Below are 24,295 nucleotides of genomic sequence, written 5' to 3'. Positions count from 1 at the left end.
TTAAAAATCCGTATGGTTGAGTTAGCTGAAGAAAGATTAAGGTTTAAAATTGATAACGGTACACAAGTCTTTCAATGACTTAAGTCTCAATATGATGGCGCTTATTCATAAAAATTTTTTAAGTTAAGGTTTGAAAAAAGTTTTAAACTAATGCCAGTAAAATTTATTCGATAAGTCGGGTATCAGTGCAATTGACATATGATCATGTAGTAGACAGTTTCTAACGGTTATTCTTTGATGTTGAAAAAATTGGAAATTAAAAGTAATATTTATTAAGAATATTTTTTATCAAAAGAGCATCTTTTTTCTGAGACTAGTTCTGCATAATCCTATTGCATTCACTTACAATACTTAACATATATATCATACTTTTGACATAATATAAAGAAAATAAAATTACCCATGATAAAATTTGCAGTAGTTGGTTGCGGGCATATTGGCAAACGTCATGCAGAAATGATTACCCGAAATGCCGAAGCTGAGCTCGTAGCATTGATAGACACAAAAGATAAACAGGTTCTAAAAATCGACCAATATAGTGTTCCATTCTTTTCAACACTTGAAAGTTTTTTGCAATCGGGTATACATACCGATGTAATCAACATTGCCACGCCAAATGGCACACACGCTGCGCTTGCGCTGCAAACGCTTAACAGCAACAAACATGTTGTTATTGAAAAGCCCATTGCGCTTAACAAGGCAGATGCAGAGAAAATTATTTTTAAAGCCCTGCATGCGCACAAACACGTTTTTGCCGTTATGCAAAACCGCTATTCACCGCCTTCAGTATGGATAAAAGAACTGATAGAAAGCGGCAAGCTGGGGAATGTTTACATGGTGCAGCTAAATTGCTACTGGAACCGGGACGAACGTTACTACAAAGGCGATACATGGCATGGAACAAAAGACCAGGATGGTGGCACACTCTTTACACAATTCTCACACTTCATCGATATTTTATACTGGCTTTTTGGAGATATAGAAAACATACAATCAAGGCTGCACTCGTTCAATCACCGGTCGCTTACCGCATTTGAAGACAGCGGTGTAGTTACATTTGATCTGTGCAGCGGTGGTATGGGTTCCATTAATTTCTCTACTTCTGTATGGGATAAAAATATGGAGAGCAGTATTACGATTGTTGCAGAGCATGGCAGTGTAAAAATCGGCGGTCAGTATATGGATAAGGTGGAATACTGCCACATTAAAGATTATACCATGCCTGAACTGGCGCCTACAAACCCCGGTAATGATTACGGGGCTTACAAGGGCTCTGCAGCCAATCATAATTACATTATCCAAAACGTGATTGATGTGATCCGTTCACGTTCAACGATTACCACCAATGCATTGGAAGGCCTGAAGGTGGTGGATATAATCGAGCGCATTTATGCGGCGGGTAAAAGATAGGCACCAATAAAGCGGTAGTGTTTTTTACCGGTCCTGCGGCGCTGCGTGAAAAGGATGGGAAGCGTATTGCGGATCGCTGCAGTAGCCATAAAAACGGAACGTACAAGTGAGTGACACAACAGGCGATGCCACGGAGAACCATCGCTGATACCGAAAAGAATTTTATGCAGTAATTATATGTACCGTGCTTCTTTGTAAATGCGCCCGATGATCTCCACCGTTTTTAAACCGTCATATGCGTTAGCATAGGCGGGAGCACCATGCAGCAGTACATCAATCATGTTTTCATAAACTTTATCGTGGTTACTCATAGAGCCGGTGTAATTGCCGTAATTGTTGGCAGGACTACCCTGGGGCAAATCGTTTATGACATAATTTTCTATAAGCTGGTATTCGAGTTCGTTCAGGTATTCTCCTCCGATCTTTATGGTACCCTTTTCCGCAAAAATGGTCAGTGAACCTTCCATGTTTTTACGGTAGCTGTTTACGGTGTAATGTATGCCGCCCAGTATTCCATTTTCAAATTCAAGGTTTACTATGCCGGTATCTTCAAACTCGATGATAACAGGGTGAGCAATGTTTGACAATATAGCCTGCGCATTTTTTACATTGCCAAAAAACCAATAAAGCAGGTCTATAAAGTGCGAGAACTGTGTATATAACGTGCCACCATCGTATTGCTTTGTTCCCTTCCAGGAGTTTTTGTAATAACTGGCATCACGGTTCCAGTAGCAGTTAAGTTGCACGCTGTATATCCTGCCAAGTTTATGTTCATCAATCAATGCTTTGACTGCCTGTACCGGTGGGTTGAAGCGGTTTTGCTTTACAATAAACAACTGTTTTTTATTCAGCTCTGCTGTTGCCATCATTTTCGTGCAATCGGCAAACTGAATGGCCATCGGCTTTTCGCACAGCACATGAAAACCCGCATTCAGTGCTTCTATGGTATGTATGGCATGCAGGCCATTGGGTGTACATACAACAACAATATCAAGCTGCTGCAACAGCAGTGAGGCCGTTGTATAGCATGCATGTGCGTTGTATTTTTTTGCTAACGTATCCGCGCTGGTGGCAATAATATCGCATACTGCTACCAACCTGCCAAAACGAACGATCTGTGCCGCATGTCTTTCAGCAATTCTGCCACAACCAATGATACCAAATCTAAAGTCCGTTAACGGCATGTGCATTTTTTTGGAAAGATAAGATGGATATTGTTTCTGCTGTGTATTGTAAATAAAAAGAACCTGCTGCGCAGGTTCTTTATTTGTACAGATCAGGTATTTTATTGTACGATCACCTTAATTGATTTAGCAAGGCCATCACCTTTTAATTGTAATACATACATGCCAGGTGCAGGCTGCTGCCTTGTTTGCAAGGTATATCTTACATCAGGCTGAATATCCTTGATTGTTTCAGTATGCACTACCCTACCACTGTTGTTGATAAGGGTAGCTACAACATTTTTACCTGCAAAATCGTGCAACATAAAGTTGATGGTTGATTTTGCCGGATTGGGGAACACAGACACGGCTGACTGTACGTTCTCCATAAACATCTTAAGCGATCTGAACTCAGACGTTGTTGATTTTCCATCGAGATCGTATTGTTTGATGCGATAGTAATTAAGGCCTTTTACGGGTAGCTGATCAACAGCACTGTATGTATGTTTAATACTGGTGGTACCGCTGCCTTTTACTGTGGCAACTGTTTTCCAGTTTTTGGCATCCGTGCTGCGCTCAATTTCGAAGCGGTCGTTGTTTTGCTCAAAGGCTGTTGACCATTGTATTTTCACCTGTTTACCATCTGGTTTAACGGAGAAATCGGAAAGCTGAATTGGTAGTGTGGCGGCGGTTTTCAAAGAAGGAAAAGGCACATCTTCCTGGTATTCTGCAGCATTTATACGAAAAAAATAAGTAGTGGAAGGCAGAAGGTTAGCAGTTGGTTTTATGCAATATTCAAATTCAGTTTCTTCCCCTCTGCCCAATGAAAACGATGGCAGCTTTTCTGAAGACACAATTATCTTACCGGGGTAGAATTCTAAGCCCTCACCGGTAAGCTGCTTTGTAGTAGCCTCCAGATCTGTTACATAAGGGCTTGAGCCTGCAAGAATAAATGCCTCAGTAGTTGCAGTAGTATTAATCTGAATCCAGTTTGCAGTATCAGTGGAATATTCAATAACTGCATCATCTAAAAACCCACCTACTTCATAAAATAAATTAATACGCAAACGCAGATTTTCGCCCATGTTTGAAACTTCAATTTCAGTGTTTTCATCGGCCAGCCATGTTGCTGCTGTTTCGGAGCCATCGTCTTTTCTCCAGCGCCAGTCGCCCTGTGTTGTAAAAGCATAAATATGATTGCATGCAACAATAAGGAGGGATAATAGTAAAACTTTTTTCATGATTCAATTATTGATTCGTTAGATAATGTGAGAGACTTGTCGGGTACCTTGTTATGGCTCTCTAAAGCTAAAACAAAAATGCGTGAATAGCAGTGAAGCGAATGCATATTTTTTTGTGCATCACAACATTGCTGTATCAACTGCTAAGTACTGTTAACTGTAGCTGATTTTTTATGCATGTGTAGTTTTTATTGATCAATATTATTCGCGGCAAGTGGTAAACCATCTATATCCGCCATCATTTTACTAATGTGCCAGCGACCCAGGTTTGCACTGTACAGCACGTTTCCATCGAATGCGATGTTGGTAGGATTGGAAAGTGTGTGCGCCTCCCAGTCGTGTACAAACGTTTCCAATATCCCATCGGTTGTATAACGGTATATTGTATTAGGCGCGTAGCAGGATATGTACAAGTTGCCTGCTTTATCGAATGCTATGCCATCAGGGCATGTTCCAGGAATGGTTACCACCACTGTTCTTTCGCCGGCCGTACCATCGGGATTTACAGCGATCCTTTCTATACCCGGCAGCCAGGTACATACTACATACAAACATGTTTCACCCGGCGAAAGTGCCATGCCATTGGCAAAATTGAATGGCCCGTGGTGCCAGACATTGCCATAGCCATTTGCACTGAAACGAAAAATCTTTCCCGATACTTCCCTGAATGCGCCGCTTTCTGACACATACAGGTTGCCGGATTTATCGAAGACAGGATAGTTTGGAATGTTGAAGCTGATGCCCGCAGCACCTTGTGCAAACTTTTCAAGCTGCATCGTTGAAAGATCGAGCTTCCATACACACTTGTGTTTTAAATCACATACAGCAAGCCAGCTACAGTCGGGCGCAAAGGCTATGCCCAGGACAAAGCCACCGGTGTTGGCAACTGTTGTTATACTGGTACCATCTTTCGATATTTTATAGATCTGCCCCGCTTCACCACCCGCCCACACGGAGCCATCAGGGTGCACGGCCACACATTCAGGATGATCGAGACCATCTGCAAAAACCTGTACACCCTTTATCGCGATCTTCATATAAACAATTTTAGTTTCTTTAGCATCGTGCTGCCACTGGTGATGCAGTACAAGTGTGCGACGCAACAACAGCTCAATGCCTGCATTGTAGCCTGGCTCAAAAAAAATTATTGCAAAGGCTTCGCCCAATTGCGTTCCGGTAACACGCTAAACCATTCTGGTCTTTGCGGATCGCGGTCGTAACGGTAACCCCCAACAGCCTTGTAGTATTCGTTGTATTGCTTCAGTTTGTCTTCGTCCAGCTCAACACCCAGGCCATGGCCCTGCGGTACTTTTATTGCACCGTTTACATATTGCATTTTACCACCCTTAATGATGTCGTCTGTTATGTGATGATAATGCGCATCTGCAGCAAAAGAAAGATTGGGTATAGCAGCCCCAAGATGCAGCATGGTGGCCAGTTGTATGCCCAACTCGCCGGAACTGTGCACGGCCACACCCACCTGGAATTTTTCACACACCACACTTGCTTTCCAGGCCTGGCGGAGACCGCCCCAGAAGGTTGTGTCGAGCAGTATTACATCAATTGCGCTGGTACGTATACATGCAGCCAGCTGTTCAAAATTCACCACAACAGTATTTGTTGATGTTGGTATACGCACCATATCCCGCACACGCCGCATACCTTCCATGCCCCACGTAGGATCTTCGTAGTAATCGTTGGGCAAATCTTCTATGGCTTTGCCTATCCTGATTGCTTCTTCCACACTCCATGCTGCATTGGGATCTATACGTACCCTGTGTTGCGGAAAAGCTGCCGATAAAGCTTTGAACACTGCAATCTCATGATCTGGATGAAAAACTCCCGCCTTCAGTTTGTGCGATGTAAAACCATATTTGGCTACCAGTTCTTTGGCATGTGCCACAATTGCCCCGGGAGTTTCCTCGCCGCCAATACCTGTATCTTCATTTTTATAACGAAAGAAGATATACGATGCAAAAGGCACTTCTTCCCGCAAAGCGCCACCTAATAAATCGCAGGCACGTATGCCAAGCTTTTTACCAATGATATCTATACATGCAAACTCAATAGCTGCATGTAGCTGCGTACGGTTGTTGTACAATGATGCAGTGGGGTTACATACTTTCCAGTACAGTTGTTCAAGCTGCATGGGGTCGTGGCCAACCAGGTATTGATTCAATGCAGTTATTGCATGCTCTGCTGATTCGCCGCCACCGCCCATTTCACCGAGACCTGTAATACCTTCATCTGTTTCTACCTGCACAATGGTGCGTACAAAACGGCCCCAGTGGCAACCGTTTGAATGCCGTATGGGTGCCTCCAATGGCATGGCAACGGTGGTGGCCCTGATGTTTGTGATCTTCATATACTTTATTGCCTGTTATAAAAATGATGATACCGGCAGCAGGTTTCATGGCATCGCCTGTTGCGTCGCAATCCGTTCAACTGTATCTTTTCATGGCATCACTGGTTTGCGGTGCTAATCACGCTTACTGCCAGCGATCGTTATTCCCAGGCCACCATCTATCCTAATGGCCTGCCCCGTAATAAATCCAGCTTTATCGCTGCACAAAAAAATTACCAGTGCTGCCACTTCCTGCGGGGTACCAATACGTGCCGCGGGATGCATATCAACACACTCCTGCATTACTGCAGCCGGGTCTGGCGAAAGGTTTATGGCCTCTCTCAGCATGGGCGTATCAATAGTGCCGGGGCACACAGCAACACACCTTACCTGCGGTGCATAATCGACCGCTATACTTCTTGTTAAGCCCAGCAACGCCGTTTTGGCCGTGGTATACGCCAGCACATTGTGCTGGCTGACAAAAGCCTGCACGCTGCTGATGTTGATGATTACGCCATTACCGCTTTGTTGCATAAACGGTATGCAATGCCTGGCGCAGAGAAACTGGCTTTTAAGATTAACATTCATTACTTCATCCCACGCTTCTTCGGTGGTTGTTGTGGCAGTGCCATACCGCTGAATGCCCGCATTGTTTACGAGGTAATCAATGCTGCCAAAAGTGTTGTGCGCTTTTTCAACCGCTGCTTTTACCGCTTCGCTTTTCGATACGTCGCATGCAAAGAACAGCCATCGCTTATCATGCACATCAACAGATGGCGGTACAAGATCGAGCAATACAACATTGGCGCCTTCTGCAAAAAACAGTTGCGCACATGCAAGGCCTATTCCCTTCGATGCACCCGTTATGATGGCTGTTTTATTTTTCAACGCTTTCAAAATTGATGGTACCGATAAATGTTTTAACTGGTGTACCTGCTTCTTTTAAATATAAGCCATTGTTTTCAACAAGCAACTCCGCCACACCACTGAAATGTTTTTCTACCGGCAGTAGAAAAGCACTGTATGATTTTGTTACGCTTTCTCCGGCATCGAGGTATTCCACCGTTTTTTTGCCAAACAATTCCAATTTATTGCCGGCTATTATTTCTTTAAATGGCTGATGCAGACCAGTATTGCCAAATTCAAGGCCACGGTACTTCGGCTCATTTCCCTCATAATGTTGCCATAGATTGATCCACGGGTAATCTTTTGCCGGCCATACATAACCCAATAGAAGTCGATGATGCGGGTCATACGCGGTAAGCCAGCCATACAAAGCGTTGTTGCTTACCGTAAAAGAGAACACACTGTTGTACATATGACCTGATTCCTGCAAACTAAAAATGTTTCCACCGGCATCATAAACTTCTGGCCATTGCAATACCGGCCTGGCTGCATCATTGATATGCATGTAATCAAAACCTTTGGTGGCATTGCAGTTTACCTGTGTACCTGCTGTAAGAAAAGGTGCCGCAATGGTTGCATGTTGCACATATTGGTACAACCTGCCCAGTGGATTAATGTTTTGAATTGTTTCGGATACATGGATCATGGCTGATGCATGCGCCAGTTTGATGGTTCTGTGTATTTGCAGCCCTTCTTTTGCTGCATGCACCTGCATCGCAAGCGATTGGCTGGTTTGTTCGCGGAGGCTCCATACAATATTCGCCGGTTCGCCATGGTTGGGTAAACCTGCCAGCATCTCCCCTGCCGAAGGCGCACCCCAGCGCCCCCCGCAGATAAAATGGCCCTGGTAACAGGCTCCACCTTTATTGTTGGCGGGCATCTCATCTTCCCTGAACCGGAATGACAAAGGGTTGACCAAGTTATGGTGCAGGTGAAAATCAGTAATGGCACCACCATACAGATCAACCGTTAGTGAGCAGACTGTATTTTGTAGTTGTATGGGAAGCTGCTTATTCATTTGTTTGTTGTTCTTTGCTTACCGGTCAGACGGAGGACCGTCAGACCGGTCGATCTCCGCACTGCTGCATAATGCTCCTGCAGTACAAGTGTGCGACGCAACGGAAGCCTCATGCCTGCACTGCAGCCGGGCACATCATTTTCCTAATACTTCACTGAAATAAATCTTGGCCGCAAATGATGCGGATGCTTTACAATATCATCTAAAAAGTCAAAGGAGTTAACGTTATAACTGATCAACAGTTCCCCCGGCTTTGATAAATTAGGATGAGCCTTGGCGTTGTATGTGTAAAAATCAAGATCGTCGTATGCTTCCGGTGTTTCCCACACCTTTTTTGCAGGCTGAAACGGACCCCATGGTGTGGCACCTGCAGCGATGGCAACAGTTGTATTGGCGGTCTTTAGCTGGTAAGCGGCTATAACACGGCCATCGGGCATAAACGTGACACTCATTTCATTGGAGATGTTGTCTGTAAGTGCTGCGCAGGCATGCATATCTGTATTCCATGAAAGGCCATCCCAAAAGCGCCATTCGCTGAAGTTATCGAAAGCGGTATCCTGCACCCTTGCAACAACCAGTTCTTTGTTCATGCCGCGAACGCCATACACATACACATATCCATCGGGCTTTGGTGCGCCTGCGCCTGTTGTATTGGGCAGCACGCAAATACCAAACACCGTTTTACCTTTTGCATCAGTAAAAAACAATGGTGTTTCTTTCTGTTGCTGACCGGCATAAGGCGGGCGGCTGTTTTTGGGTAATGCAATCATTGATACACCAATGTCTTCAAACGGATAAATGCCGCCGGGAATGTTCCTGATAAGGTAAGCGAAGATGTAAATGGTACTGTCTCTGGCGTGATTCATAAAGCCATCGCCCAGCCAGTAATAACTTTTCTCCGGCGCATTGGGTGTGTTTGGCTCAAACATGGACAAAGGGTTGCCCGCACTGTCTTTGCGCCAGAAATATTTTATTTTACCAGGATCGGGTGATGCGCCGGTAAAATACGCCACTGAATTATTCATCATCTGCCAGCTGCCTTTAAGCGTGTCTGCTTCGGTATCGATATCGCCGATGATACAATCGCTGAACCAGAACATCGTTTCTGATGCATCATTCATTGCACCGGGTTTCTCAACACCGTTGAGCGCCGTACAATAAATGCCGTCTGCCCCTATCCAGCCGCTATCGTGCCGTAACATTTCTGCCCACCCGGGTACCGCCTGCGTGGTAATTCTCGACTTGCTGTATTCGTCTTTTTTATCAGCCTCTGCAGCATCTTTTGTTTTACAGGCAATTGCCGCAAACATGCATAACAACGCTGTTATGTAACCCTTGTATTTCATTTATGGCTCAATTTTTAAACGTATAAAACGAGGGCGATAGAGATCAGGAAACTGTTTGATCTCTTTGTGAAAATCGAACGAATTTACATTGTAGCTGATGAGCAGTTCGCCCGGTTTTGAGAGAGCGGGATGCGCTTTTGCATTGTAAGAAAAGATCTGTTTAGACATGCTCTTGAGCGTATCGCTGTTCCAGATCTTCATCACTTTGCCAAATGGGCCTACCGGGGATTTGCCTACTCTTATGCCCACATCATAACCCAGCCCGTTTACTGTAAAAACCATGATGTACCTGCCATCCGGCAGTGGTGTTACGCTTAGTTCATTCGACGCACTGTCTGTAATAGCTGCGGCTTTTGTAATGTCTTTTACCCAGTTTGTACCATCGAAGAAGGTCCATTCATCAAACTGCTTAAACTGTGCTGGTTTTACACGGGCAGCCATTACATTCTTCTGCTTGCCGCGCACACCATATACATACACATAACCATCTCCGTTGCTTATACCTGCTTCTTTGGTATTTACAAAAATGCCTGCACCAAAAGAACCCTGGTCGCTGGCAGTATCTGATGCACCTTTTATAAAAAACGGTGTTGGCGTTTGTGTATAGTTTGTATAGGGTGGTTTGCTGTTCTTTGGAATTTCTATCAGCATGTTACCGGTTTCGGCAAAACCCCAGTCATTGTCTGTGGTATTGTGAATGATATAACCAAAGATGAACAAACTACTGTCGAGCGCTGTATTTACAAACCCATCTCCCAGCCAGTATATGTCGCCTTTTTCGGCCGGTGGCATAGCGGGTGTAAAAAGTGTGCCCGGCTTGTTGCCCGGCTCTTTTACATATTCGAAGGAAATATTGCTATCTGCAGGCTGCCTGCCTTTCAGCAATGCAACAGAATTATGGATCATGCTGTAGCCGGGTTGCAGCGAATCATTTTCAATATCACCGATCATTGAATCGCTGAAGAGGAATGCGACAGTGGCGGTATCTGTACTGCTGAAAGTATCAACACCGTTTAAAGGAATAGAGAAAATACCATCGCCACCAAACCAGCCGTGTTTGCGGTTGAACATTGCATCCCATTCAGGTGCCGCTTCTACAGTGTAGTTTAAGGTGTCCAGGTTTTCGCTGACTGTATGTTGCTCTGTTGCGTTATTGCAGCTTCCGCAACAAAAGATTGCTGCAGCAAGTAATGCATTCGTATAATTGTTCTTTGTACCCTGTAAGTTGATCATAACTGTTTTTACCTGCTATTGCAGTTTTACGCGTATAAATCTTGGCCTGTAAAAGTTTGAATGATTCTTAACATCGTTCCAGAAATCAAATGACCCTACGTTATAACTGATCAGCATTTCGCCCGGCTTCGATAAACTGGGATGCGCCTTTGCATTGTACACAATAAAATTCTTTGACTCTTTTTGCTCGGTACACTCCCATATTTTTATGATAGGGCCAAAAGGGCCATATGGTGTTGTGCTCAAACGCATGCCTACTGCGCTTCCTATGCCATCGGTCTGGAAGACCATTGCATAGCGGCCATCAGGTAAAGGCGTAACACTTAGTTCGTTCGATGCCCGGTCTGCAATGGTAGCAGCTTTAAGAATGTCTGTTTGCCAGTTTGCACCATCCCAGTAACGCCATTGGGAAAAATCTTCAAACGCTGTTGATTTTACCCTTGCAACCATTACTTTTTTTACATCGCCACCCACACCGTATACATACACATAACCATCTGGGTCTGGCGCGCCGGCACTCTTTGTATTCGGGAATACGGCAGAACCAAAAGAGATGTAATTATTGGGGTACTTAGCAGTATTGTCTACAGCATATATCGGTGCATCTACCTGCTTTTGATCTGTATATGGATCTTTGCTTCCTTTTGGCAAAATGATCATTGCATTGCCTACCTGCTGAAAAAGAAAAGCATTGTCTGCAGTATCTCTTATACGGTAGCTGAAAATATATGTTTTATCACCCATATCGTGGTTTACAAAACCATCTCCCAGCCAGTAGTAGTCGTTTGGCAACGCATTGGGCGTTTGCGGAATAAAGTATGAACCTTCCTTCCTGGGTTTTGTAGCTTTCCACTTAAACTGTACGTTTTCTTCTTTCGGCTCATAACCCTTCAGCAAGGCGATAGAGTTATGCACCATAATGAATCCTTCTTTCGGCCTGTCGTTGATAATATCACCGATCATGGTATCGCTAAAGAGAATGGTATTTTCAACATTACTGTCGGCTTTATCCACGCCATTGGCGGGTAATACAAATATGCCGTCAGCACCAAACCAGCCGTGCTGCCGGTTGAGCAGCTTCGTCCATTCCGGTGCTTCTTCTACCGTAAACTTTAAATTGTTGATGTCTGTATTTACGGGCACTTTCTGTGCTGTTTTGCACGAGGATAATGCCACCAGAACCGCTGCGAATATTCCAAGCTTGTTTTTCATGTAAGTTTTTTTTATGAGCCAGGCTGCATTGCTGCTATTGAACACCTGTTGCGTCGCACACTTGTACGGCAACAAGAATGTCGGCACTATGCAGGCTCGTATGTATATTCAAACACCTCGTGGTCTGAAAGGCCAAATACACTAAGATCGAGCACGATCTCCATTACCCATTTGTCTTTGGTAAGCGTTGTAACGGTATAGGTTTCTATTGTAATCTTCGAGGGGTCAAACACGCTGTAGTACCGCTGCGTAAATGTTTTTTCATCTTCTGACAAAGTCCATTTATCATAGATGTTCAATCCATCGAACAGGCAGCCTGCTGCGCCGTAGTTAAGCAAAATGGTGCTGTCTCTTTTAAAGGTAAAAACGTTGTCCTTTTCACACTCCTGCAGGTTCTCGGAAGGTGGTGTGTCTGTCTTCCATATCTTAGAGGTAAGTTTCCACGGGTGCGATGCAATGATCTGTGCACCTGATGCAATGGTGTTTACGGTAAGATCTTTTTCAGATGCTTTACCCTGGCCATCTTCTATACGGTAGTTAAAGCCAACCAGTTTATCCACTTCTGCATCCTGCAACACATAATCGAATGTGTAATCAACGCTTGTTTGCCCGGAAAGCTCACTTACGGTTAGCACACCATTGGTACCCCATGAGCTGTCAACTTTCAGGTTTACTGTTTTGGAGATGTAAAAATTTTTTACACCATTGGGCACTTCGCCGGAAAGCGTTGCAGAAACGGGGAAACCAGATTTGCCGCTTACTTTATCCGGCGTAAGTCGCAATGCAGGCTTATCTGTTTCCACTTTGTCTTTTTCGCAGCCGGTAAAAAAGCCGGTACTGCAGATGGCTAAAGCCGCTACGACTAAAAAGGATCGGTTCATATTCGTTAGAGATTATGTTTGTTATGTTATTGTTACCACCTGCATTACAGGCTGGTTATTGAAATATATGCCGGTTGCAGTTGCTAAATAAAGAACCAACTGTACAAGAGTGCGACGCAACAGGCGATTGATAGTAGTAATACAGCCTGGTACATACTTTTCACTTTATACTTTGCGCGGTTTTAATGCCACAGGCGCATCGCCGGCTTTGAAGTATGCTTCAATTTCTTCCAGCGTTTTTTCTTTTGTTTCAGGCACCATTTTCCAAACGAAGAAAAAGGCGCATACTGCCATTAACATGTATATCCAGAATGTAAACGCATTACCAATAGAACCCATGAGTATGGGGAATGTTTGTGATACAATGAATACGGTGATCCAGAGTATAAACGTTGCCACCGACATAGCGGTGCCTCTTGCTTTGGTTGGAAATATTTCTGCAATAACCACGAACGTAAGCGGCCCCAGGGAAATAGCAAAGCAGGCTATATATGCAAGTATGGCAATAAGTACGAGGTAACCTTTTTGCATGTTTAAATAAAATGCACCACCTACCAGCAGCAGACAGACAACCATACCGGCAATACCGATGAGCAATAATTTTTTACGGCCCAGTTTGTCTACATACCTGATGGCCACAAGCGTAAACACCACATTGATGATACCCACCAATACGGTTTGCATAAGTGCGGAATCTGAACCATCGCCGGTAGATTTAAAAATTTCCGGTGCATAGTACATGATGGCGTTGATACCGGTAACCTGCGAAAAAACAGCCAGCACGATACCGATGATCATGGCAGTGCGCAAACCCGGCCTGAACATTTCTGACAACGGCAATACTGTTTCTTCTGCAAGGGCAGCATTAATATCATTCAGTTCCTGTTGTGCTTTTGCAGTACCGTTGATCTTTGTAAGTATATCCAGCGCTTCTGAAGTGCGTCTTTGCTTTGCAAGCCAGCGCGGACTTTCGGGCACACCAAACAACAACAACACAAATACAATGGAAGGAAGTAAGCCGGAACCAAACATCCACCGCCAGCCAGTGCTTACGTTCCAGGATTCATCGTACAGACCGGCAATCCCTGCATTTACGAAATAGATGAGCAATATGCCGCAGACCACACCCAGCTGGAAAATAGAAATGAGTTTACCCCTTATTTCTGCAGGTGCCATCTCTGAAATATACATGGGTGATAAAACAGATGCGATACCGATACCCATGCCGCCAACAATCCTGAATACCACGAAGAAATTGAGGTTGGGAGCCATGGCTGTACCGAGCGATGAAACAGCAAAAAGCAAGGCAGCCAGCATGAGCACTTTTTTCCTGCCCACATTATCGCTTAGTTTGCCTGCATACATGGCGCCGGCCACACAGCCCAGCAATGCGCATGATGCCACCCAGCCGGTCATGGCGTCTGACAGATTGTAAAAGGTTTTCATAAAACCGATTGCACCGGCAATAACGGCCGTATCGTAACCGAATAGCAGGCCACCAACAGCCGCCACCAGTGTTGCTTTATAGATGTACCAGGAGTTTTGTTGTTGCATGTAATTAGTTTATGCTGATGTCAACTAGTTTTTCTGTCCGTACATAGGCTTTCATGGTAGCACATTGGTGACCTTCGCTTTCGCCATGTGGGCGCACCGTATATTCACCAACTGCTGCGGGTACAATAAAAGTTTCTGCATAGTGTATAACAAACGGCTCGAAAGCATTAGACGGGCTTTCAACGATTGCCTCGCGGCCTTCGATGAGGTTTAGCACGTTTACCACACCATTGGTGTTATGCGCCACCGTTTTGGTAAACCAATGTCTTCTCGTTTCGATGAATGAATGTTCATCCAGGCCCGTACGCTCTTCGCGCCAGCCATCGCCTTCTGCTACCGGTTGGACAAGGCTGCGGATGTTGTCTTTTGTCCAGTTGGTGGTACGATCCCACTGGATAACATTTTTACCATGTTCCAGCGAGATGGGACGCGGCTTGCCATCGAGGCCCATACGGCCCCAGTCCCACAGTTTAAAGGTGAAGATGTATGGTGTGGCACTTATCTCAAGCACCACGGTATTGGCACCAGAACAATGCACTGTGCCGGCAGGTATAGACACATGATCATGCTTGCGTACCTGCCATTTTTGTACATACTTCTCTGCATCGAAAGGCGCTTCGCCTTTTTGCGCAGATTCCAGTTCTGCTACCATGGCTGCAGGCTCTACCGATTCTTTAAGGCCGAGGTAAACAAAAGCCTCGTCTTTTGCGTCGAGAAAATAATAGCTTTCATCCTGCGTATAAGGCATGCCAAATTTTTCGCGTATGTATTCTTTAAGCGGGTGTACCTGCAGGCTAAGGTTTCCACCTTCCATGGTATCGAGAAAATCGAAGCGTATGGGAAACTCATCCCCGAAAGCGTTATAGACCTGTTTACCCAGTAATGCCTGTGGCTGAAAGAAAACAACGTTTACTGAAGGTACTTCCACCACTTCATGCTGAAAGCGCAGCATCAGGCTGTTTTCTTCGGGTACACAATCGAAACCCCATGCAAAGTTTTGCGCACTTCTGTCAAGGTCGCACACTTCCTTCAGCCATTGCCCGCCCCATGGTCCGGGATCAAAAAATGGTACCACCCTGAATGGCCTGGTTACCACCTGTTGCATAGCATCTTGTAACGCTGCTGCGGTAATAAGCTTGGGGTTTTCCTCAATCGTTGTATCAAGTATATAATCGATGGTACTGAAAATATGCTTCTTGTGTTTATCGCACACACGCCAGTCTACGAAATAAGCGTGTTTGTATTTATAAGCAAATGTGTCTGTTTTATTTGTTTTGCCCAGGTTACCAACCGCATCTCTCCTGAATCTCAGTTGAATCTCCCAGCGTGGCATGTCTGCATAGATGAGTACATCGGGCTGCCCTGCAACAATCGTGGCGCCTGCACCTGTTATTACAGTAACCCCGCTACTGCCTGCTACTGCCGTGCGCATTTCCTGCAGGCGCGTTTCATCAAAATAATCTGCCAGTTCCAGTGATGTAATATATCCAAACACAGGATCGTCTGTTACAAACGGCTGCACCATAGCTGCAATGGCCTGCTCATCTTTAAATGCTGCGTTTGACTGCAGCAGTAATGCAGGCTGCAATTCCTGGTTAATATGTTTAATGATTTCTTTTGCCAGCACGCCATGGTAGCATTCTATTGCCACCACTACTGTTGTTTTGCCCGGCTGCTGTATGGCTTTCTGTATTTCTTCAACCACATTATCCCAGCCCGAGTAGCAGGCATGTCCTGTAACAGCTACTTCCGGAAATTTATCGAAGTTTGATTTCATCTGTGTTTCGTTTACGCGTTTGATACTAAATAACCAGCACCCAATAATGCTGCCGATGCGGGAAAAGATGCAGCTTCTGCCTTTACTTTACCCCAGGGCGTCCATGCATGTTGGTGCACCTGCTTTTCAATATATGGTACAATTGTTTCGCTGCTGGCCATAATACCTCCTGAAAGCAATAATATTTCAGGATCGTAAGCGTGAATAAGGTTAATGGCACAGGCAGACCACACATCAAGGCTTTCGGTTCTTGCTTTTACAGCTACCGCATCGCCCATTGCAGCACAACGGAAAATGGATTCAAAATCTATCTTTTCTTCCTCCGCAAGTTTGCTGGTAGTATAACCTTCCATTGCTTTTACCTTGCCTGCAATGCACCAGGTAGATGCTTCTGTTTCCACGCAGCCTTTATTGCCGCAGTTGCAGTCTTTACCGTTATAGTTTATAATAGTGTGACCGCCCAAGATACCCGCAGTAAAGTGTTTGCCGCGCAACAGTTGCCCTTGTATAATGGCGGCACTGCCTACGCCTGTACCGAGTGTCATGAGTACAGCATTGTCATAAGCCTGTGCTTTGCCAAATTTCCACTCACCTATCAATGCGCTGCGGGCATCGTTCTCCATGGCGAGTTTTAAACCAAATGCTTTATCGCACCAGGCTGAAAAATCAATACCCGGCGCGTCGCCAAATTTTCTGTCGATGGAAAGAATGCGCTTCTGTGTACTGTCAACAATACCTGGTACCGACATGCCCATTCCTGCAAGATCACTCAGCAAAATATTGTGTTCTACCAGCAGGTTGAATACGGCTTTTTCTATAAAAGGCAATCTTCCCTGCAGGCCGCTGCCTGAGTGTGCATCCAATGATACCTGTGCTACTATTACATGCGACTGTACCAAACCAATTTTTATATTGGTTCCGCCAAGATCTATTGCCAGTGCAGGTTTGTTCATGTTTTGTATGTGCCGCGGCACGCGTTTTTACCGGAATATTTTTGTTACCAGCTTTATATCTTTTGGCATCGCCTGTTGTGTCACTCACTTGTACTGCTGCGCTTTACTGAGCTTACGATGCCTGGTCATTTACCCTGTTGCAGATCATGTCTGCAAATGCTTCTCTTTCCTCCGTTTGCGTATGCCCGGCTGCAAGGCACTGTAAACTTTGAACCGTGCGTACCCTTTGTTTACAAACGCAGACCGCACCGGTGCTGCTCCTGCATGTTATACAGTACAAGAGTGCGACGCAAGGGACGATGAGCATTGCACTGCTGCCGGGCTCATCATTTTCTTTTTAGTATCCGTCGTTTTGAATAAGGTTGGGATTCAGATCAACTTCGCGTTGCGGTATAGGAAAAAGATAATGCTTCTGCTGCGGCGTTACGCCCGGCTTTGCCACAGGTACCAGTGTTTCCAATGTTCCGGTGCGGGCAAGATCGAACCAGCGCTGACCTTCTGCCACAAACTCCCGGCGTCTTTCCTCAAGTACTGCGGCCTTAAATGCATCTTTGGAAAGATTGGTATAATCGGGCAGTACATCGCGGTACACTGTGCCATCGAACCTTGCACGTTTACGCACCATGTTGATGTAATTGTATGCATCTGTCATATTGCCCAATTCATTGCTGGCTTCAGCCATCATCAGTAACACATCTGCATAACGGATAACAGGATAATCATTGGCAGACCCGTTTGCATTGGGTTCTGCTTCACGATCCCAATACTTTTGTATGTAAGGATTAATGCTTGTAATGCTGCCATCGGGGTTGTGTACTTCGGTAACAAACGTTACGCTTCTTCTCCTGTCATTTGATTCGTAGCTTTCATACAAATCAGGCGTGGGAACCTGCCAGCCCTGGGCATTTTCAACACCTTCTGCACTTAATGCAGGAGCCAGTAAACGCACGTTGAACTGACCCACTTCCCAAAAGATGATGGCGCCGCCCGCATCTCCAAAACCAACGGAGAAAACCGCTTCTTTGCCACCGCGGCTGGAAAGTTTGAACACATCTGCAAAATCATCCCACAAGGCATACTCGCCGGAATTGATCACTTCTTTACATTTATCTACACAGCCCTGCCAGTTGTTCCTTGTAAGGTAAACCTTGGCCAGTATGGCTTTTGCAGCGCCGCTTGTAGCACGGCCCCGGCCTGCGCCCGGCGGATAAACGGCAGGTAACGCTTCCGCGTCTGTGAGATCTGTAATGATCTGTGCATAAATATCATCTACCCCTGCAACAGTGGGTGTAAGCGGTTCTGTTTCTTTTAACACCAGGGGAATTTCTCCAAACATGCGCACCATATCAAAGTATAAGAGCCCACGCAAAAATTTGGCTTCATTCACCAGTCTTGCCCTGAGGGTTGCATCCATTTGTATTGCCGGAATGCGTTCTATGGCAATATTTGCCAGTGTGATGGTTTTATAGTGCGTGTACCAGATTTCCTGCAATGCTGTGTTTTGCGGGTTATAGGTAAACGTGGCCGTTTGATCGTAGTACGGTGAAAAAATTTCCTGGTTGTTCAGTTCGTCTGATGCAAGCCCTGCCGTAACCCAGAACGAATTGAGATAAACACCGGCATAAGAACCGGAGCTGATGGAATTGAGCCACGCGTAAATAGCGTTCACCGCAAAAACAGCATCCTGCTCTGTTTTGTAAAAGTTGGTAACAGCCACAACATTCTTTGGATCTTCTGTTAAGAACTTTTTACATGAGGTAGCAATCGTTGACAATGCAACCAATGCCACAAGTATTTTCCTGTATGGAGATATGCGTTTCATAATGGCTTTTTGAATTTAGTTTAGAACCCGATGTTTACACCAAGCGTAAATGTTTTTGTCTGCGGATAACCGCCGTAATCGATACCAATCAATGTGGTGCTTTGCCCGTAAGTATTGCCTTCAGGATCGTACCCGCTATAGTCTGTGAGTGTCCAGAGGTTGGTAGCGCCTGCATAGATCCTGAAGCTCTGGATACCTGCTTTGGAAAGTATGCGCGAAGGCATCCTGTAGCCCAGCGTTACATTTTTCAGCCTTACATAAGAAGCGTCTTCTACAATATTGGAAGAAAATATGCCTACGTCCACACTTCCGTTGGAAAGCGCACGGGGATATTTATTGCCCGGGTTTTCGGGTGTCCACCTGTTTAGTGCCGCTTCTGCCAACACATTGTTCTGGCCGGTAAAATTCAGGAGGTCCAGGTTATTGAGATTGGCCATTTTATTGCCTTGTGAACCCTGGAAGAAAAAACTGAAATCGAGATTTTTGAAAGATAATGTATTGTTGAAACCCCAGGTAAATTTGGGCTGTGCACTGCCAAGGATGGTTCTGTCGTTGGCATTTATTACGCCGTCTTTATTAATGTCTTTGTATTTCCTGTCGCCGGCTTTTGCAACAGAGGCAGGGTTGGGCGATGTTGGCTCCTGCCCTGTAAGCACCGGGCTTGATGCCGCTTCTGCATCTGACTGGAAGATGCCATCAAATTCATAACCATAAAATGTACCGATGGAGAGGCCTTCTCTTAAAATGATGCCGCCGGGCAGGTAAACATCTGTGTTGGTATTAAGATTGGTCATCTCATTTTTATTGATCGACACATTGATAGCAGAATTCCATTTTACAATGCCGGTGGTATTAACGGTGCGCAAGTCAAGATCAAAGCCTTTGTTTACAATATTGCCCACGTTGAGCAGCGTTGTTGTAAAACCTGATGTGGTGGGTATTGGTGTTGACAACAACAGGTCAAAAGTTTTCTTTGAATAATAATCGCCGGTAAATGTGATACGGTTATTGAATAAACTAAGGTCGATACCAATATCAAGTTGCCTGGTACTTTCCCATTTCAGGTTTTTGTTTACATAACTAAGCGGTTCCCGGCCTGTATATACTTCGCTGCCCAATGCGCTGTTGAATACCCCTTCGCCATAAGGCCCAACCAATGCCAGCGACTGGTATGGTGGTATGGCCTGGTTGCCGATAACGCCATAGCTCGCCCTGAATTTAAGATCGGAAACTGCACGCACATCCTCCATAAACTTTTCCTTTGACACACGCCATGCAAAAGCACCGGAAGGAAAGTAGCCATACTTGTTGCCATCGGCAAATTTGGATGAACCATCTGAACGACCTGTAAGTGTAAAAAGATATTTGTCTTTTATGGTATAGTTGATACGGCCGAGGAAAGAAACCAGGCTCCATTTTGATTCGCCGTTGAAAGGCTTCTGCGGGTTTAACGCTGCCGAAATATCGTGGTAACCTGTTCTGTCATCCGGAAAATCAAATGCGTACACAAACATACTTTCATTCTGAAACTGCTGAACAGTAAAGCCTGCAACTGCATTCAGACTATGATCGTTTTTAAACTGCTTATTATAGGAGAATGTATTTTCGTTCAGCCATGTTAAACCTTGTACACTACCCAAAGAAGCTTCACCTTTACTGGCCTGTGCCCTCTTTAAATAATACGGTGCATAGGAGTTGTCCCTGTTAGAAAATGCATCTGCGCCAAAGCTGGTTTTAAATTCAAGCCCTTCCATGATCTTATACCGTGCGTACAGGTTTCCAAAAAACCTGGAAGAAACGGTGTAAGAATTGTATTTGTCAACTTCTGCAACAGGATTGCCCAGTAATTTTCCGCGGTCGTTTTCATACGTATAACCGCCAACAACCGTGGAGTCATAAACAGGAAGAATAGGATTAAACAGCAACGCATCTGTAACCACACCAGGTACAATGGTACCTGCATTTGTAAGTACCCCGTTTGAGGTTACCCTGGCATATGTTACGCTGGTACCTACGGTCAGTCGCTTACTTACTTCCCGGTCGAGATTTGAACGGAAAGAATATCTTTTAAAATCCGAATTGGTAATGATACCATCCTGTGTAAAATAGGAGCCTGTAATGGCATATTTTGTTTTTTCATCACCGCCGGAAAATGTAAGCTGGTAGTTGGCCATTGGGGCATTGCCCATTATTTCATCCTGCCAGTCTGTAGTGGTAAGATTTTTTGGATTTACATATACCGGTGTTTGCCCGGCATTAAGTTTTGCTTCGTTTACAAAATCGCCAAACTGCTGCGCATTCAGCACCTGCACTTTATTGGCAACCTGTTGCAGGCCGTAGTAACTATCCAACGTTACGGAACCTTTCCCTGCCCTTCCCCGTTTGGTGGTGATGATGACCACACCATTTGCACCTCTGGAACCATAGATGGCCGTAGCTGATGCATCTTTTAAAATTTCAATGGACTCAATGTCATTGGGGTTAATGGCAGACAATGGCCCTATCCTGGGGCCAAGTGTTGCACCGCCACTCTGGTCGCCGCCATCGCTGGAGATGAGCAAACCATCTACCACATACAGGGGTTCATTACCGGCATTGATAGATGTAGTGCCACGTATACGGATAGATGTTTCTGCACCCGGTTTACCGGAAAGCTGTGTAACCTGCACCCCTGCTGCACGACCCTGCAATGCCTGGTCAAAACTCGTGGCTGGTATCGCCTTCAGATCTTCTGCTTTTACAGAGACCACAGAACCGGTAAGATCACTTTTCTTTACAGTACCATAGCCGATTACCACTACCTGCGAGAGTTCGTTTTTATCAGGCGCCATCACCACATCTACAGTTGATTTGCTTTTTACGGCAACTTCCTGCCTGGTATAGCCTACGTAAGAGATCAGCAGTACAGCATCATTCCCCGCTACACTAATCCTGAAACTTCCGTCATCACCAGAGGTAACGGTATTGTTGGTGCCTTTTAGCTGAACGGTTACGCCTGCCAAAACTTCGCCTGATTCGGCCGTTATTTTACCGGTAATTTTTCTTGATGTTTGTGCAGCAACAAGCTGAACGGAGCACATGTAAGCAAGCACAATAAGGGCAAGCAGTCTTGCTGGTTTTAATTTTTTCATTGCAACAATCGTTAAGTATAAGGTTATATGCTGACGCCTTTTAACGTCTATGGTTCTTTATTTTGAGCCCGGCTTTTTTGCTACTATGAGGCTTCTGTTGCGTCGCACACAGCAGCCCATAGAACATTGCTGTACATGCTGCAACCAGCAGCACTGTAAACAAAAAGTACAAATGTTCAGACATATGAGAAGACAAATTTTAGATGAATGATCAACCCCTTGCTATGTCTATCGTATATGTAAACCTGTCTGCGCGATAATACCCGATATTATATTCAATGGGCCTTTCACCCGGATCAAAAACCACTCTTTTGCGGAAAAGTATGGGGTCTCCTACAGGCACCCGCAACACATCTGACAACTCTTCGTCGGCCAGTATAGCACTGATGCCTTCCCTCGAAACAGATGCGGAGATATGGTGCTCATGCTCCAGCATTTCATAAAGCGGCTGCGAAAAATCTTCATCGCCTGTTAAACCAACCCTGGGATGGAAGTACGAGATAAAGTACACAATAGGCTCAGAAGCAATGCCACGCACTCTTTCAAGCTTTAATATCTTCGTTTTTTTGTCGATGTTAAATACCTTACTTAACTCACTATCAGCTACTTCCCAACTTATTTTTAAACTGTAATTTCTAAACTTTACACCCTTCTCATCCATTTCATGTGTAAAGCTTGTCCATTTATCCAGCTTGGTGGTTATGTTCTTTTTGGCAACTTTTGTTCCTACACCTTTCTTTCTCACCAGCAGTTGTTCGTATACCAGTTTATTGGTGGCCTGGCGCACCGTATTTCTCGAAATACCCAGCTTCTTGGCAATGTCTACCTCGTTGGGCAGCAACTTACCATTCTGGTACTCGGGCTGCTCTATCAGCTTGCGCAACAGATCTTCTACCTGGTAGTGCAGCGGTAAAACGCTGCTGTGGTCTATTACAAAAGATTCTACATCCATCAGGCAAGTATTTGTTTGAATGTTCAGACATAGTAAAGTGAAGAAAAATTATTTTCTCTGCCAAATTTTTTTACAAAGTTTTTTTCAAAAAATACAATGGTAAAATTTGTGTGTGCAGTACATCATCACCGGCCCGGCATGCAGTATCGTTGCTGCCATAAGATATGCCGTACAAGAGTGCGACGCAAGAAAAGCTGCATGGTGTACCCGGTGCCGGGTACACCAATAAAAAAGGCCGGTAAATGTACCGGCCTGCATTATCGAAAAGAATGTTTTAGTATTCGTCTTCGTTAAACATAAAGTCTTCCTGGCTGGGGTAATCGGGCCAGATGTCTTCAATACTTTCATACACCTCTCCTTCATCTTCGAGTTCCTGCAGATTTTCAACAACCTCAATAGGAGCACCGCTGCGGATAGCATAATCGATCAACTCATCTTTTGTCGCCGGCCAGGGCGCTTCTTCCAGGTAACTTGCTAATTCCAGTGTCCAAAACATAGTATCAAATTTTGCGCAAATGTAAGTGTTGTAACGAAATATCCAAATCTGCTATTGCCTGCACGGTTTAAATTAAATTTAAAAACATTCTCAAAAGACTTGTTTCTTTGCAGGCGCTACATTTATATAAAGTTATTAATAGCAAAAACATGCTAAAAGCCACGGGTATTCATAAGTATTACGAAAAGTTACATGTGCTGAAGGGGGTGGATATTACCGTAAAGAAAGGCGAGATCGTATCGATCGTTGGATCATCGGGTGCTGGCAAAAGTACCCTCCTGCACATCCTGGGTACGCTGGATGAACCGGCCGGTGGCGAGATCTTCCTGGGTGCTGTTGCGGTACACGAACTGAAAGGGAAAAGCCTTGCTGCATTCAGGAATAAAGAGATCGGTTTCGTGTTCCAGTTTCATCATTTGCTGCCCGAGTTTACCGCGCTGGAAAATGTGTGCATACCCGGCTGGATTGCCGGCCGCCGCAAAAAGGAAACCACAGATGATGCGGTAAGACTACTGACCATGCTGGGCCTTGGTGACCGGCTGGATAATAAACCAAATATGCTGAGTGGTGGTGAGCAGCAGCGTGTGGCCGTGGCCAGGGCGCTGATTAATAAACCGGCCATTGTTTTTGCAGATGAACCTACCGGCAACCTGGACAGTAAAAATGCCAAAGAACTGCACGACCTGTTTGTGCGCCTGCGCAATGAATTCAATCAAACCTTTCTTATTGTTACGCACAACGAAGAACTGGCCGGCATGAGCGACCGCACACTGCACATGAAAGATGGTTTAATTGTAGGGTAGATTTTTATGTACCCGGCTGCATTGCTGCTATGAGGCATCGTTGCGTCGCACAC

Annotated in this window: 19 protein-coding genes; 2 read left to right on the top strand and 17 right to left on the bottom strand. The window is 45.0% G+C overall.

What is annotated here, in order from left to right; translation table 11 throughout:
* Positions 1-402: 402 nt before the first annotated feature.
* Positions 403-1,410, top strand: a complete 1,008-nt coding sequence (locus I5907_RS13995; protein ID WP_196991434.1) for a Gfo/Idh/MocA family protein — start codon at positions 403-405, stop codon at positions 1,408-1,410.
* A gap of 173 nt (positions 1,411-1,583) precedes the next feature.
* On the opposite strand, the gene I5907_RS13990 is transcribed toward I5907_RS13995, so the two are convergent.
* The 17 genes from I5907_RS13990 to I5907_RS13910 all read right to left on the bottom strand — a co-directional run bounded on the left by I5907_RS13990 (position 1,584) and on the right by I5907_RS13910 (position 23,439).
* Positions 1,584-2,648 carry a Gfo/Idh/MocA family protein gene (locus I5907_RS13990; protein WP_346266797.1) on the bottom strand — a complete coding sequence of 355 codons (1,065 nt, stop codon included), beginning with the start codon at positions 2,646-2,648 and terminating at the stop codon, positions 1,584-1,586.
* Positions 2,649-2,695: 47 nt separating this feature from the next.
* Positions 2,696-3,814, bottom strand: coding sequence for a T9SS type A sorting domain-containing protein (locus tag I5907_RS13985; RefSeq protein ID WP_196991432.1), 1,119 nt, complete (start codon positions 3,812-3,814; stop codon positions 2,696-2,698).
* A gap of 188 nt (positions 3,815-4,002) precedes the next feature.
* Complete coding sequence (locus I5907_RS13980) at positions 4,003-4,851, bottom strand: SMP-30/gluconolactonase/LRE family protein (RefSeq protein WP_196991431.1); 849 nt, start codon at positions 4,849-4,851, stop codon at positions 4,003-4,005.
* A 107-nt stretch (positions 4,852-4,958) separates the two neighbouring features.
* Positions 4,959-6,179: an enolase C-terminal domain-like protein gene (locus tag I5907_RS13975; RefSeq protein WP_196991430.1), complete on the bottom strand. Its 1,221-nt coding sequence runs from the start codon at positions 6,177-6,179 to the stop codon at positions 4,959-4,961.
* A 114-nt stretch (positions 6,180-6,293) separates the two neighbouring features.
* The gene (locus I5907_RS13970; protein ID WP_196991429.1) at positions 6,294-7,046 is read right to left on the bottom strand and encodes a glucose 1-dehydrogenase; all 753 of its coding nucleotides are present in this window, start codon (positions 7,044-7,046) and stop codon (positions 6,294-6,296) included.
* The gene (locus tag I5907_RS13965; protein WP_196991428.1) at positions 7,036-8,082 is read right to left on the bottom strand and encodes a hypothetical protein; all 1,047 of its coding nucleotides are present in this window, start codon (positions 8,080-8,082) and stop codon (positions 7,036-7,038) included. The genes I5907_RS13970 and I5907_RS13965 overlap by 11 nt, the downstream gene beginning before the upstream one ends.
* 143 nt (positions 8,083-8,225) lie before the next feature.
* Positions 8,226-9,428, bottom strand: a complete 1,203-nt coding sequence (locus I5907_RS13960) for a DUF5005 domain-containing protein (RefSeq protein ID WP_196991427.1) — start codon at positions 9,426-9,428, stop codon at positions 8,226-8,228.
* Positions 9,429-10,661 (bottom strand): DUF5005 domain-containing protein, encoded by a 1,233-nt coding sequence (locus I5907_RS13955; protein ID WP_196991426.1) that lies wholly within the window; start codon positions 10,659-10,661, stop codon positions 9,429-9,431.
* Between the two features lie 15 nt (positions 10,662-10,676).
* Complete coding sequence (locus I5907_RS13950; protein ID WP_196991425.1) at positions 10,677-11,873, bottom strand: DUF5005 domain-containing protein; 1,197 nt, start codon at positions 11,871-11,873, stop codon at positions 10,677-10,679.
* 86 nt (positions 11,874-11,959) lie between these two features.
* Complete coding sequence (locus tag I5907_RS13945; protein WP_196991424.1) at positions 11,960-12,754, bottom strand: hypothetical protein; 795 nt, start codon at positions 12,752-12,754, stop codon at positions 11,960-11,962.
* Positions 12,755-12,919: 165 nt separating this feature from the next.
* Positions 12,920-14,308, bottom strand: coding sequence for a sugar porter family MFS transporter (locus I5907_RS13940; protein WP_196991423.1), 1,389 nt, complete (start codon positions 14,306-14,308; stop codon positions 12,920-12,922).
* Between the two features lie 4 nt (positions 14,309-14,312).
* Positions 14,313-16,085 (bottom strand): class I mannose-6-phosphate isomerase, encoded by a 1,773-nt coding sequence (locus I5907_RS13935; RefSeq protein ID WP_196991422.1) that lies wholly within the window; start codon positions 16,083-16,085, stop codon positions 14,313-14,315.
* A gap of 11 nt (positions 16,086-16,096) precedes the next feature.
* Positions 16,097-17,038, bottom strand: a complete 942-nt coding sequence (locus I5907_RS13930; RefSeq protein ID WP_196991421.1) for an ROK family protein — start codon at positions 17,036-17,038, stop codon at positions 16,097-16,099.
* 337 nt (positions 17,039-17,375) lie between these two features.
* Positions 17,376-18,860 carry a RagB/SusD family nutrient uptake outer membrane protein gene (locus tag I5907_RS13925; protein ID WP_196991420.1) on the bottom strand — a complete coding sequence of 495 codons (1,485 nt, stop codon included), beginning with the start codon at positions 18,858-18,860 and terminating at the stop codon, positions 17,376-17,378.
* A 20-nt stretch (positions 18,861-18,880) separates the two neighbouring features.
* A complete protein-coding gene (locus tag I5907_RS13920; protein WP_196991419.1) occupies positions 18,881-21,991 on the bottom strand; it encodes a SusC/RagA family TonB-linked outer membrane protein in 3,111 nt (1,036 codons plus the stop codon).
* A gap of 211 nt (positions 21,992-22,202) precedes the next feature.
* Complete coding sequence (locus I5907_RS13915; RefSeq protein WP_196991418.1) at positions 22,203-22,943, bottom strand: GntR family transcriptional regulator; 741 nt, start codon at positions 22,941-22,943, stop codon at positions 22,203-22,205.
* 274 nt (positions 22,944-23,217) lie between these two features.
* Positions 23,218-23,439, bottom strand: coding sequence for a DUF2795 domain-containing protein (locus tag I5907_RS13910; RefSeq protein ID WP_147188118.1), 222 nt, complete (start codon positions 23,437-23,439; stop codon positions 23,218-23,220).
* A gap of 149 nt (positions 23,440-23,588) precedes the next feature.
* Here I5907_RS13910 and I5907_RS13905 point away from each other — a divergent pair, with 149 nt between their 5' ends.
* Positions 23,589-24,242 carry an ABC transporter ATP-binding protein gene (locus tag I5907_RS13905; RefSeq protein ID WP_196991417.1) on the top strand — a complete coding sequence of 218 codons (654 nt, stop codon included), beginning with the start codon at positions 23,589-23,591 and terminating at the stop codon, positions 24,240-24,242.
* The last annotated feature ends 53 nt before the right edge of the window (positions 24,243-24,295 follow it).

It is taken from the genome of Panacibacter microcysteis, assembly GCF_015831355.1.
In the GTDB taxonomy this organism is placed as follows: Bacteria; Bacteroidota; Bacteroidia; order Chitinophagales; family Chitinophagaceae; genus Panacibacter; species Panacibacter microcysteis.
This window is presented reverse-complemented; position numbering and strand designations above follow the sequence as displayed.